This is a genomic window from Cupriavidus sp. 05N39 (assembly GCF_056397325.1).
Window position 1 is genome coordinate 1 of sequence record NZ_JBFTNE010000003.1, and the last position, 12405, is coordinate 12405.

12 protein-coding genes are annotated in these 12405 nt (G+C 62.8%); 3 read left to right on the forward strand and 9 right to left on the reverse strand.

The genetic code is table 11. The features are described 5' to 3' along the window. Window positions 1–83 precede the first annotated feature (83 nt). The 6 genes from iscA to AC1DN0_RS01875 form a co-directional block, all read right to left on the reverse strand. The gene (iscA, locus tag AC1DN0_RS01850) at window positions 84–404 is read right to left on the reverse strand and encodes an iron-sulfur cluster assembly protein IscA (protein WP_017229301.1); all 321 of its coding nucleotides are present in this window, start codon (window positions 402–404) and stop codon (window positions 84–86) included. A gap of 31 nt (window positions 405–435) precedes the next feature. Beyond that, a complete protein-coding gene (gene iscU, locus AC1DN0_RS01855) occupies window positions 436–840 on the reverse strand; it encodes a Fe-S cluster assembly scaffold IscU (protein ID WP_045238072.1) in 405 nt (134 codons plus the stop codon). A 49-nt stretch (window positions 841–889) separates the two neighbouring features. Further along, a complete protein-coding gene (locus AC1DN0_RS01860; protein ID WP_477145520.1) occupies window positions 890–2113 on the reverse strand; it encodes an IscS subfamily cysteine desulfurase in 1224 nt (407 codons plus the stop codon). 62 nt (window positions 2114–2175) lie between these two features. Further along, on the reverse strand, window positions 2176–2730 hold the full coding sequence (gene iscR, locus AC1DN0_RS01865) for a Fe-S cluster assembly transcriptional regulator IscR (RefSeq protein ID WP_035859280.1): 555 nt from the start codon (window positions 2728–2730) through the stop codon (window positions 2176–2178). An 80-nt stretch (window positions 2731–2810) separates the two neighbouring features. Continuing rightward, a complete protein-coding gene (locus AC1DN0_RS01870; protein WP_441630002.1) occupies window positions 2811–4901 on the reverse strand; it encodes a site-specific recombinase in 2091 nt (696 codons plus the stop codon). Between the two features lie 47 nt (window positions 4902–4948). Then, window positions 4949–5440: a low molecular weight protein-tyrosine-phosphatase gene (locus AC1DN0_RS01875; protein WP_477145493.1), complete on the reverse strand. Its 492-nt coding sequence runs from the start codon at window positions 5438–5440 to the stop codon at window positions 4949–4951. A gap of 182 nt (window positions 5441–5622) precedes the next feature. On the opposite strand from AC1DN0_RS01875, the gene AC1DN0_RS01880 reads away from it, so the two are divergent. Beyond that, window positions 5623–6078: a hypothetical protein gene (locus tag AC1DN0_RS01880; RefSeq protein WP_441630000.1), complete on the forward strand. Its 456-nt coding sequence runs from the start codon at window positions 5623–5625 to the stop codon at window positions 6076–6078. A gap of 72 nt (window positions 6079–6150) precedes the next feature. On the opposite strand, the gene AC1DN0_RS01885 is transcribed toward AC1DN0_RS01880, so the two are convergent. Together AC1DN0_RS01885 and uvrB are read right to left on the reverse strand one after the other, a co-directional pair. Next, window positions 6151–6450 (reverse strand): putative quinol monooxygenase, encoded by a 300-nt coding sequence (locus tag AC1DN0_RS01885; protein ID WP_441629998.1) that lies wholly within the window; start codon window positions 6448–6450, stop codon window positions 6151–6153. A gap of 83 nt (window positions 6451–6533) precedes the next feature. Beyond that, window positions 6534–8633, reverse strand: a complete 2100-nt coding sequence (uvrB, locus tag AC1DN0_RS01890) for an excinuclease ABC subunit UvrB (protein ID WP_477145494.1) — start codon at window positions 8631–8633, stop codon at window positions 6534–6536. 157 nt (window positions 8634–8790) lie between these two features. Here uvrB and AC1DN0_RS01895 point away from each other — a divergent pair, with 157 nt between their 5' ends. Both AC1DN0_RS01895 and AC1DN0_RS01900 read left to right on the forward strand, forming a co-directional pair. Beyond that, on the forward strand, window positions 8791–9987 hold the full coding sequence (locus tag AC1DN0_RS01895; protein ID WP_441629994.1) for an amino acid aminotransferase: 1197 nt from the start codon (window positions 8791–8793) through the stop codon (window positions 9985–9987). A 274-nt stretch (window positions 9988–10261) separates the two neighbouring features. Then, a complete protein-coding gene (locus AC1DN0_RS01900) occupies window positions 10262–11503 on the forward strand; it encodes a polyhydroxyalkanoate depolymerase (RefSeq protein WP_276288595.1) in 1242 nt (413 codons plus the stop codon). 71 nt (window positions 11504–11574) lie between these two features. Here AC1DN0_RS01900 and AC1DN0_RS01905 read toward each other — a convergent pair whose 3' ends face one another. Then, on the reverse strand, window positions 11575–12210 hold the full coding sequence (locus AC1DN0_RS01905) for a TetR/AcrR family transcriptional regulator (protein WP_045238081.1): 636 nt from the start codon (window positions 12208–12210) through the stop codon (window positions 11575–11577). Window positions 12211–12405: the final 195 nt, after the last annotated feature.

Genomic DNA, 12405 nt, shown 5'->3' on the forward strand with positions numbered 1-12405 from the left:
CCCAAAGGCTTTCGTCATCCTGGTGGAAGCCGACTATGCCGCGTTTCATCCCATTCTGCGCAAAGACGTCAGCCGTCGCGCGCTCAGACCCGGAACGACTCTCCGCAACCGCATTCGTCCTTGACGTTGGGGTTGTTGAAACGGAACCCCTCGTTCAGGCCTTCGCGCGCGAAGTCCAGTTCCGTGCCGTCGATATACGGCAGGCTCTTCGGATCGACGATCACCTTGATGCCGTGCGACTCGAATACGCTGTCTTCCGGCAACAGGTCGTCGACGTATTCCAGCTTGTAGGCAAGGCCCGAGCAGCCGGTCGTCTTGACGCCGAGGCGCAGGCCAACGCCCTTGCCGCGGCGGTCCAGGTAGCGCGCCACATGCTTGGCGGCTTTCTCGGTAAGCGTGATCATCGGTGCTTTATCCCTTGATGGATCGCGGAACTCAGGCGGCCTTCTGTTCGGTGGCGCCGTCGTGCTTCTTCTTGTAATCCTCGACCGCCGCCTTGATGGCGTCTTCGGCCAGGATCGAGCAATGGATCTTCACCGGCGGCAGCGCCAGTTCCTCGGCGATGTGCGTATTCTTGATTTCCAATGCCTGATCCACGGTCTTGCCCTTGACCCACTCGGTCACGAGCGACGAGGATGCGATGGCCGAACCGCAGCCATAGGTCTTGAACTTGGCGTCTTCGATCACGCCAGCTTCGTTGACCTTGATCTGCAGCTTCATGACGTCTCCGCAAGCCGGCGCGCCGACCATGCCGGTCCCCACGGCGTCATCGTTCTTGTCGAACGAGCCCACGTTGCGGGGGTTTTCATAGTGGTCGAGAACCTTCGTGCTGTATGACATTTTGGCTACCTCTTGGCGTAATTATGGGGTCTTGCGGGGGCCTTGGCGCTTAGTGCGCGGCCCACTGGATGGAATTCAGGTCCACACCGTCCTTGAACATTTCCCACAGCGGCGACAGGTCGCGCAGCTTGGCGATCTTGCTCTTGAGCAGTTCGACGGTGTAATCGATTTCTTCTTCGGTGGTGAAACGGCCTACCGTAAAGCGAATCGAGCTGTGTGCCAGTTCGTCGTTGCGGCCAAGGGCGCGCAGCACGTACGAAGGCTCCAGCGACGCCGAGGTGCAGGCCGAGCCCGACGACACCGCCACGTCCTTGATCGCCATGATCAACGATTCGCCTTCGACGAAGTTGAAGCTGACATTCAGGTTGTGCGGCACGCGCTGTTCCAGGTCGCCATTCAGGTAGACCTCTTCCATGCCCGACAGGCCGCGCCACAGGCGGTCGCGCAGCATGCGGATGCGCTCGTTTTCCGTGGCCATTTCCTCGCGGGCGATGCGGAAGGYTTCGCCCATGCCGACGATCTGGTGCGTGGCCAGCGTGCCCGAGCGCATGCCGCGCTCGTGGCCGCCGCCGTGCATCTGCGCTTCCAGGCGCACGCGCGGCTTGCGGCGTACGTACAGCGCGCCAACACCCTTGGGGCCATAGGTCTTGTGCGCCGAGAACGACATCAGGTCGCACTTCAGCGTGTTCAGGTCAATCRCCACCTTGCCGGTGGCCTGGGCCGCGTCGCAATGGAAAATAATGCCCTTGGCGCGGCAGATCTCGCCGATCTGCGCCACATCCTGGATCACGCCGATCTCGTTGTTCACCAGCATCACCGACACCAGGATCGTGTCAGGGCGGATCGCCGCCTTGAGCACTTCGATGTCGACCAGGCCGTTTTCCTGCACGTCGAGATACGTCACCTCGAAGCCCTGGCGCTCCAGCTCGCGGGTGGTATCCAGCACGGCCTTGTGCTCGGTCTTCACCGTGATGAGGTGCTTGCCCTTGCCCGAGTAGAAATTGGCCGCGCCCTTGATGGCGAGGTTATTGGACTCGGTTGCGCCCGACGTCCAGACGATCTCGCGCGGATCGGCACCAACCAGTGCGGCCACCTGCTCACGCGCCTCCTCCACCGCGCGTTCGGCATCCCAGCCGTAGGCGTGGCTGCGCGAAGCCGGATTGCCGAACTGTTCGCGCAGGTACGGAATCATCTTGTCCGCCACGCGCGGGTCTACCGGCGTGGTGGCCGAGTAATCCATGTAGATGGGGAAATGTGGGGTGCTCATCGTTATGACTGCCTTTTAGGGACCGCTATGCTTGATGTTTCTCTGTGCTCTCTGGCCGGCTGCCCGTCTTACGACTGAGCCAGGCTGAAAACCGAATTCACCACCCGCGGACGCGCGGGCTTTTCCTGTTTGTCCGCCTTGCCCAGCGGCACGGCCACGGCTTGCGCCACCGACTCTTCGCGCATGTCGTGCAACACCGCGGGGGATTTGGCGCGCTGCTGGTCGACCAGGTTCTTCAGGGAGACGGAATCGAGATACTCGACCATTTTCTGGTTCAGCGTGGCCCACAGCTCGTGGGTCATGCAGCGACCGGTTCCCTCATCTCCGTTACAATTACCTTTTCCGCCGCACTGGGTCGCGTCGAGCGGCTCGTCGACAGCGATGATGATGTCGGCCACCGTGACGTCCTCCGCCTTGCGGGCAAGGCTGTAGCCGCCACCCGGGCCGCGCACGCTCTCCACGATCTCGTGGCGACGCAGCTTACCGAACAGCTGCTCGAGGTAAGAGAGGGAAATTTTCTGGCGCTGGCTGATGCCCGCTAGCGTAACGGGGCCCTGATCCTGGCGCATGGCCAGGTCGATCATGGCGGTTACCGCGAAGCGGCCTTTGGTCGTCAGTCTCATGATGCTGGGGAGTACTTGATCATTTTGGTCAAGTATAAAAGAAGTCGACTAATTCAGTCAAGTACCCCTGCCGCATTGCATCAAACCCGCCCCTCCCCCACCGGCGCCGCCGTCTCTGGCGCGCGCGGAGGCACGATCAGGGACCAGGGGTTTTTCAGGATGCGCTGCCGCACGGCCGCGCTTAGCGCCCGGCGGTCTACCCGACGCAGGCTGCGTGAGCGCAACGCCATATTGAAGGCCAGGGCGAAACTCACTGCCACATTGAGCAAACCCATCAGCGCAATGCCCGCCACCGCCAGCCAGAACGAAGGCATTTTCAGCACGCCGAGACCCAGCACGCCAATCGAGGTGCCTACCGCCCCGGTCGACAACGTGACGTGGCGCACCTCCATATGCGGACCGAAGAAGCTGAGGATCTCCGGCCCCAGACCGAGCAGCAGGCCAAGCGAGACATTGGCCGCGACCCCCGACATATTGCGCTTCCAGAAATCCGCCATGCGCGCCGCACCCTGCACGCCCAGCACATAGCGCAGGCGGCGGTTATACGCCATCACGTCGTGCACCTTGTGCAGCGCGAACCAGTTGTCGGCCCAGCCTGCCACCAGACTGGACAGCCACAGCAGCACGCCGGTGAAGATGGCATAGACAGGCGTGGGACCGAGAATGGAGAAGGACTCAATGGTGGCGATCGCCTTCGCCGGTGTGATCAGGTTGGCACCCAGGAAGCGATTGGCCAGCCACTGGATGGCCAGCGCGACCGGAAACACTGCCGCGAGGTTGCCGAAAATCGCCGCGGCGTTCGAGCGAATCATCGCGATGGTGTCATCGACAAAGATCTCCCGGCCCTCTGGCCTGCCGACCGCGTCGAGCCGGTGCGCCAGCGCCGGGCCGGTCATCGCCGGCTGCTTGGTGGCCAGCGTGAAATGCGCGAAGTGAATCACCAGGAAGCTGCCCGCATAGTTGAGCGAGGCAAGCAGGCCCTCGATGAACTTGTCCAGGTGCAGTCCGTAGATCAGAAACTTGAGATAGACCGTGCCCACGGTGATCAGGCCGCCGCCGGCCGCGGCCCGCATCAGATCGCGGTACTCGCGGCGGTCGCGCGTGATGTAATGCTCGCCGGTTTCGGCAGAGCGCTCCACCACCTTGCGCGCCAGTTGCGAGAACGAAGTGCCGGCCAGATGGACGATGCTGCGGCGCGCCTGGGTGGAACGAATCAACGCCGCAATCAGATGGGCATGCCGGTCGCGCCGCTGCGGCTCGACCCAGGTTGCCAGCAACAGCTCGATGCGCGCAAGCCGCACTTTCATGCGCTCGATCTGGAACACGACCTCCACAGACACGCCATTCTCTTCGAGATCGTCGTACACACGCTGGGCCGCCTGGTGGCAGCCGTCAAGTAGTGCACGGAAATAGTTGAGGCGGTGCGCGAACGCCTCGCCACCGTGCTGCGCAGCCCCTTCCTCGCACAAGGCCTCGGCGGCGCTGCCCAGGCGGAAGAACGGCGTGTCCTGCACCTTGCCACTGAGGCGCGAGCGGATCGCCTGGCTCAGCCCCGTGGCGCGAACCTGGCTCACCAGTACCTGGATGCTGGTGGCCAGCGTGCGATCAAAACGATCCCATTCCGGCACCGCGGCGGCATCGCCCGCTGCCTCCGGGTCGTCCGCGCGCAACACGGCAGTCAGCCCCTCGAGCAACTCGGCGTCCAGCGCCTCGACCCAGTCGGCATCGTTGCCGTCGATAAACAGCAGCGCAAACAGGCTCGCCAGATCGCCGCGATTGGGCGGCGGTGGCAGGAAGCGCGCCTGTAGCCGATCGAGCACCTCGCTCCAGAAGCCCGGGTGAGACGCCACGCCGGTATCGCAAAGCAAGGTAGTGGGATCGTTGTCGCGCACCAGCGAGCGCACCATGCTGGCAAAGCGCCCCGCCACTTCCGGGTTGCGGCCAAGCACCTGCAGCAGGTAGCGCAGCCGAACGTGCTCGCGGCGGCTCTTGTCGGCCGCCATGCCTTCGGCGCCAGGCAGCCCGTCGCGCCGGATCCAGTAGCCCAGTTCGATCAGCCAGCTGTTACGGTCCGCCAGCGGTGCCTCCGGGTCCGCGGCCGCCAGGATTGCGTCGAGTTGCAGGCTGGCATTGCGCGATTCGCGCCATTTGCGGAACAGGGAACGAAACATGAAACCTCATGAAAATTAAACAACGGCCGGAAGGTTCGCGCCGCCGGTCAGGCCGCGCCGTCCAGCCTCTTTGCGAGCAGCATGGCGACCACGCCATCGCAGGCGTCCTCCACGTAATCGAGCACGCGTTCGAAGCCGTCGCCCTCGCCATAATAGGGATCCGGCACTTCATCCGCGGCGTGGCGGCTGGCGAAGCTCATCAACAAGCGCAACTTGTCCTGACTGCCAGGCGGGCTGATTGCGCGCAGAGCCGCCAGGTTGTCATGGTCCATGGCCAATAGCAGGTCGAAACGCGCGAAATCCTGCACCACCGCCAGCCGCGCGCGTTGCGCGGAGAGATCGTAGCCACGGGCCAGCGCATGGCGCTGCGAGCGCGCATCCGGCGCCCGCCCGACGTGGTAGCCATGCGTGCCCGCCGAATCCAGCTCGACCAGATCGGCCAGCCCCGCCGATTCCAGTTTGGCGCGCATCACGCCTTCAGCCGTTGGCGAGCGGCAAATATTGCCCATACAGCACATGAGAATGKCGTATTTCTTCATAGGAATCAGATACCTGAGGTTCATTCAGGAAGCGAAAGTGCAGCCAGGCCGCTGATACGTCCCGATGAAATCAATCGCCTGCAGCACGCCTTGGGCAGCCGTGGCAGTCCTTCACGAATTTTGCAAGCCGAATTCTACCCGCTGCCGCCTACGCGAACCGCCACGATCAAGAGGCGCCGCGGTTGCGGTTCGAAGTCGAAAAAAGCGCTGAGGGCGGCGAGAAGCGAAGGACCGCGATTGCAATCAAGCCACCCGGCCCGCTGCATTGTGGCAAATTAGCTGACGCAAAGTCGTCACCCGCTCATAATCGCGTAGTGAATATCCGCCCTAGCCATCTCCTGATATCGCCCATCTTGCTTTGCGCAAGCCTAGCGGGCGCCGCCGAACCTGCCGTGGGTGCCACCCCAGATTCAGGTTGTGAAAACCTGCTCACCGTGGTCCGGCGCAGCCTGGAGGATGAAATCGGCTCGGCATGCCCGGCGCTGGTTCCGGGGCCGGGCACGGCGTGCGCTGCGCAGCGCGAACCGCTGCGCGCCATCGTGGATTTCATCGGCAAGCGCCACGACGCTGATGCCGATGCGTGCGAAACCCTGCTGGAAGTCAATAAGCGCCTGCGATCGCTCCCCCCAAAGGGCTAGGCCACGCCCCTCGCCTGCCTTTGCAGCCGCGCGGGCCGGCCAGCCCGAAGGACTGGCCGGCGACAGTGCGACTCAGGGCAGCTTGGCCGCCAGCACGTCCAGCTTCTCGATGGAAGGCGGCTTGGCGAACAGGTCGGGGGCCTTCGCCATCAAGGCTGCCGCGACCTTGCCCGAGAGATGGGCCTGGCGCCCGGCCTCATCGGGGAACGCATCGAAGATGCCGTACATGGACGGCCCGAGGCGAAGCGCGAACCATGCAGTGGTGCCGGTTTCCTCCTGCACCAGCGGCAGGCCGCCAAGCAGGAGTTCCTCTATTTCCTTTTCCTTGCCGGGCTTCGCGTGCAGCGGAACCCACAGAGCGAACTTGACCATGAGCAGTCTCCTCACTACCGTCCGGGATTCCAACTATAGACGGTAGCAAGGCCAGCGCCCGCATGCCACAGGGGCGAGCGCCCTCAGGACGCGGCCGCGGCCGGCGGCAAGTGCTCCCCGTCGCCGCTGGCGCCGAATACCTGCCGCTTGAGCTTGGCCAACTGGTCGCGCACCTGCCCGGCCTTTTCGAACTCGAGATTCTTGGCGTGCTCGAACATTTGCTTTTCCAGCCGCTTGATCTCCTTCGCGACCTGCTTCTCGCTCATGTCTTCGTACTTGGCGCGCTCTTCCGCGGCCAGCAGTTCCGCCTTCACCTCGCCCGGGTCGTAGACCCCGTCGATGATGTCCTTGATACGCTTGACGACGCCGCGCGGCACGATGCCGTTGGCTTCGTTGAAGGCAACCTGCTTGGCTCGCCGCCGCTCGGTCTCGCCGATTGCCCGCTTCATCGAATCGGTCATCCGGTCGGCATAGAGAATGGCGGTGCCGTTCACGTTACGGGCAGCGCGGCCGATGGTCTGGATCAGCGAACGCTCGGCCCGCAGGAAGCCTTCCTTGTCCGCGTCGAGAATGGCCACCAGCGAGACTTCCGGGATATCCAGGCCCTCGCGCAGCAGGTTGATGCCGACCAGCACATCGAAGGTGCCCAGCCGCAGATCGCGGATGATCTCCACGCGCTCCACGGTATCGATGTCCGAGTGCAGGTAGCGGACCTTGACGCCGTTCTCGGTCAGGAACTCCGTGAGCTGCTCGGCCATGCGCTTGGTGAGCGTGGTCACCAGCACGCGCTCTCCGACGGATACCTTCTGGTGGATCTCGGACAGCAGATCGTCGACCTGCGTGGTCGCCGGACGCACGTGGATGATCGGATCGACCAGCCCTGTGGGCCGTACCACCTGCTCCACCACCTGCCCCGCATGCTCGTTCTCGTAGTTGGACGGCGTGGCCGAGACAAACATGACCTGCCGCATCTTGCCCTCGAACTCCGCGAACTTCAGCGGACGGTTGTCCAGCGCGGAGGGCAGCCGGAAGCCATAGTCGACCAGGGTGGTCTTGCGCGCCCTGTCGCCGTTGTACATGCCGTTGAACTGACCCATCAGCACGTGCGACTCATCCAGGAACATCAACGCATCGGACGGCAGGTAGTCGACCAGCGTGGGCGGCGGGTCGCCCGGCCTTRCGCCCGACAGGTGGCGCGAATAGTTCTCGATGCCCTTGCAGAAACCCAGCTCGGACAGCATTTCCAGGTCGAAGCGGGAGCGCTGCTCCAGCCGTTGCGCCTCCACCAGCTTGTTCTCCTTGTAGAAGAAGTCCAGGCGCTCGCGCAGTTCGACCTTGATATCCTCGATCGCCCGCAGCACCGTTTCGCGCGGAGTCACATAGTGGCTTGACGGATAGACCGTGAAACGCGGGATCTTCTGGCGCACGCGCCCGGTCAGCGGATCGAAGAACTGCAGCGAATCGATCTCGTCGTCGAACATGTCGACACGCACCGCTAGCTCGGCATGCTCGGCCGGAAAGATATCCAGCGTATCGCCTCGCACGCGGAAGGTGCCGCGCTGGAAATCGGTCTCGTTGCGGGTGTACTGCATGGCGATCAGGCGCGCAATCACATCGCGCTGGCTGATCTTGTCGCCCGTGCGCAGCGTCAGGATCATCTTGTGGTACTCGGACGGATTGCCGATACCGTAGATGGCGGAGACGCTGGCCACGATGATGGTGTCGCGCCGTTCCAGCAGGCTCTTTGTGGCCGACAGCCGCATCTGCTCGATATGCTCGTTGATCGAGGAATCCTTCTCGATGAACAGGTCGCGCTGCGGCACGTAGGCTTCGGGCTGGTAGTAATCGTAATAGCTGACGAAGTACTCCACGGCATTGCGCGGGAAGAACTCGCGGAACTCGGAATACAGCTGCGCGGCCAGCGTCTTGTTGGGCGCGAACACGATGGCCGGACGCCCCATGCGGGCAATCACATTGGCCATGGTGAAGGTCTTGCCCGAACCGGTCACCCCCAGCAGGGTCTGGTAGGACAGGCCATCCTCCACCCCCTCGACCAGCTGGCGGATCGCCTCGGGCTGGTCGCCAGCCGGCAGATAAGGCTGGTAAAGCTGGAACGGCGAACCGGGAAAGGTCGCGAACTTCTCTTCATCCAGCGCGGGTGCGACTTCAACGAGATTCGACATAGGCTGGTAGGGGAAAACCTCAGGAAAACGGGCAGATACGCTAGAATCTTGGGGTTGGCGGCCAGGTATCAAGATGGGGGCCGCCCGCACTCCCGAGCGCAGTCCGGAGCATTCTACGCCTTCCCGTTTTGTTACATAGTTGACCACGAGATCCCAAATGAGTTTGTTTTCTGCCGTCGAGATGGCCCCGCGCGACCCGATCCTGGGCCTGAATGAAGCCTTCAATGCCGATACCCGTGCGACCAAGGTCAATCTGGGTGTTGGCGTGTACTTCACCGACGAAGGGAAAATCCCTCTGCTGCGCGCCGTGCAGGAAGCCGAGAAGGCCCGCCTGACCACCGCCACTCCGCGCGGCTACCTGCCGATCGAAGGCATCGCCGCCTACGACCAGGCCGTGCAGACCCTGCTGTTCGGCAAGGAATCGCCGCTGATCACCGAAGGTCGCGTAGTGACGGCCCAGGCACTCGGCGGCACTGGCGCGCTCAAGATCGGCGCCGACTTCCTCAAGCGCCTGTATCCGGACGCCAAGGTCGCCATCAGCGACCCGAGCTGGGAAAACCACCGCGCCCTGTTCGAGGCAGCCGGCTTCCCCGTGATCAACTACACCTATTACGACGCCCCCAGCCACGGCCTGAATTTCGCCGGCATGGTGGAATCGCTGAAGTCGTACGCGGCCAACACCATCGTCGTGCTGCACGCCTGCTGCCACAACCCGACCGGTGTCGACCTCTCGCCCGAGCAATGGAAGCAAGTGGTGGAACTGATCAAGGAACGCAACCTGATCCCGTTCCTCGACATGGCCTACCAGGGCTTCGCCGATGGCATCGACCCGGACGGCGCTGCAGTGCGCCTGTTCGCCGAATCCGGCCTGCCGTTCTTCGTCTCGAGCTCGTTCTCGAAGAGCTTCTCGCTGTACGGCGAGCGCGTGGGCGCGCTGTCGATCGTCACCACGGGCAAGGAAGAAGCCCAGCGCGTGATGTCGCAGGTCAAGCGCGTCATCCGCACCAACTACTCCAACCCGCCGACCCATGGCGGCACCGTGGTCGCCACCGTGCTGAACAGCCCCGAGCTGCGCGCCATGTGGGARCAGGAGCTGGGCGAAATGCGTGACCGCATCAAGCTGATGCGCCATGCGCTGGTGGACAAGCTGGCCGCCAAGGGCGTGCCGGGCGACTTCTCGTTCGTCAAGGCCCAGCGCGGCATGTTCTCGTACTCGGGCCTGAACTCGGCGCAAGTGGACCTCCTGCGCAACGAGCATGGCATCTACGCCGTGGGCACCGGCCGCATCTGTGTAGCAGCGCTCAACAGCCGCAACATCGACGCGGTGGTCGACGCCATCGCCGCCGTGCTGTAACGGTACACGTGTAAAGTGGACGGAAAGGCGACTTCGGTCGCCTTTTCCACGTCTGGCCGCATCTTTTTACATTTTTTTGGATTTGTCAGCCAGAAGTACAGCGTTTGTCCTCTTGTCTTTTTCCGATGCAAGCGTACCTTAGGGTATATGCTGCATCGCACGATCGTTCGATAACGAGCATAATCGGTAACACATTAGCAATTCTGTGTTTGCTGCATTCGTAATATCAAGGCGTTGAATTCCAGCTTCGCCCCCAGCCTGATAGGGACCCGTCATGCTTTACCAGCTGCACGAATTCCAGCGCTCGATGCTGCACCCACTTACCGCGTGGGCGCAGGCTACAGCCAAGACCTTCACCAATCCCCTGAGCCCGATGTCCCTGGTGCCAGGCGCCACGCGACTGGCCGCCGGCTACGAACTGCTTTACCGGCTCGGCAAGGAATACGAGAAGCCGGGCTTCGATATCAAGTCGGTACGCTCCAACGGCAGGGACATCCCGATCGTCGAACAGACCATCATCGAAAAGCCCTTCTGCAAACTGGTGCGCTTCAAGCGCTATGCGGACGACCCCGAGACCATCAAGCTGCTCAAGGATGAGCCGGTCGTACTGGTATGCGCGCCCCTGTCGGGCCACCATTCCACGCTGCTGCGCGACACGGTGAAAACCCTGCTGCAGGATCACAAGGTCTATGTGACCGACTGGATCGATGCCCGCATGGTGCCGGTCGAGGACGGCCGCTTCCGCTTGGCCGACTACATCCATTACATCCAGGAATTCATCCGCCACATCGGCGCGGAAAACCTGCATGTGATTTCGGTGTGCCAGCCTACGGTGCCGGTGCTCGCGGCCATCTCCCTGCTGGCCTCGGCCGGCGAGAAGACGCCCAAGACCATGACCATGATGGGCGGCCCGATCGATGCGCGGCGCAGCCCGACCGCGGTGAATTCGCTGGCGACCAACAAGTCGTTCGAGTGGTTCGAGAATAATGTGATCTACACGGTACCTGCGAATTACCCTGGCCACGGCCGCAAGGTGTATCCGGGCTTCCTGCAGCATGCCGGCTTTGTCGCGATGAACCCGGACCGCCATCTGTCCTCGCACTACGACTATTACCTGAACCTGGTCGAAGGCGATGCCGACGATGCGGAAGCCCATGTGCGCTTCTATGACGAGTACAACGCCGTGCTCGACATGGACGCCGAGTACTACCTCGACACCATCCGCGAGGTGTTCCAGGAATTCCGTCTTGCCAATGGCACGTGGGAAATCGAAGGCAAGCCGGTCCGTCCGCAGGACATCAAGGGCACGGCGCTGCTGACCATCGAAGGCGAACTGGACGACATCTCGGGCGCCGGCCAGACGGCGGCGGCGCACGAACTTTGCGCCGGGATTCCCAAGGATCGCAAGCAGCACATCACGGCTGCCAAGTGCGGTCACTACGGGATATTCTCCGGCCGCCGCTGGCGCCAGGAGATCTATCCGGAGTTGCGCAACTTCGTGCTCAAGCACCATTGAGCCACGGCTGCCATCCATGAAAAACGCCCGCGCAAGCGGGCGTTTTTCATGGGCTCTCGCGGCGGCAAAGTTCAGCGGCGTTCCAGATAGGAAAGCAACATATCGGTGTGCAACTCGGCGAAACGCTCGTGCTCGTCCTGGGCCGCCACATCGCGCCCGATCACGGCGCTGATGGTGTAACGGTTGGAAAGCACGTAGTAACCGAGGGCCGAAATGGTCAGGTAGAGCTGCGAAACGTCAACATTGTCGCGGAACACGCCCTTCTTCTGCCCCCGCTTGACGATATCGGCAAGCACATTGACCACCGGGTTGATCAACTGGTGCAGCTGCGTGGACTTCTTCAGGTGGCGGGCCTCGTGAAGATTCTCGCTGTTGACCAGGCGGATGAACTCCGGATTGCGGTAGTACCAGTCCCACACGAAGCGGGCCAGGGTGCGCACGGCGGCCACCGGGTCTTCCTCGACGATATGCAGTTGCTCCTCCGCGGCACGAAACTCCGCATATTGTTTTTCCAGGACGGCCAGGAACAAGCCTTCCTTGCTGCCATAGTAGTAATACAGCATGCGCTCGTTGGTCTCGGCGCGGCGCGCGATCTGGTCGACGCGTGCGCCGGCCAGTCCACCCTTGGCAAATTCCTCGGTGGCCGCATCCAGGATGCGGCGGCGCGTTCCTTCGGGGTCCCGCTTGGTTCTGGTTTCGTTTCGCATGCGACGGCTGGTGAATCGTTGCGCGGATTATGGCACAGGGCAACTTGCGCGCAGCGGCCCCGGCAAAGGGCGCATCATCTCGCGTTTCTGCACTGCGGCGAAATCGGGGATAATCCCTGCCGCGCACCCGTTCCAGCCGGCCTGCCCGCCGGGCAAGAAAGAGAGAGCGGCGCCTAGCTGTCCCCGCAAACCCCA

Coding starts and splice junctions, on each gene's coding strand:
- iscA (WP_017229301.1), bottom strand. CDS start 404: ATGATCACGCTTACCGAGAAAGCCGCCAAGCATGTGGCGCGCTACCTG.
- iscU (WP_045238072.1), bottom strand. CDS start 840: ATGTCATACAGCACGAAGGTTCTCGACCACTATGAAAACCCCCGCAAC.
- iscR (WP_035859280.1), bottom strand. CDS start 2,730: ATGAGACTGACGACCAAAGGCCGCTTCGCGGTAACCGCCATGATCGAC.
- AC1DN0_RS01870 (WP_441630002.1), bottom strand. CDS start 4,901: ATGTTTCGTTCCCTGTTCCGCAAATGGCGCGAATCGCGCAATGCCAGC.
- AC1DN0_RS01885 (WP_441629998.1), bottom strand. CDS start 6,450: ATGGTCAAGTTCGCTCTGTGGGTTCCGCTGCACGCGAAGCCCGGCAAG.
- AC1DN0_RS01900 (WP_276288595.1), top strand. CDS start 10,262: ATGCTTTACCAGCTGCACGAATTCCAGCGCTCGATGCTGCACCCACTT.
- AC1DN0_RS01905 (WP_045238081.1), bottom strand. CDS start 12,210: ATGCGAAACGAAACCAGAACCAAGCGGGACCCCGAAGGAACGCGCCGC.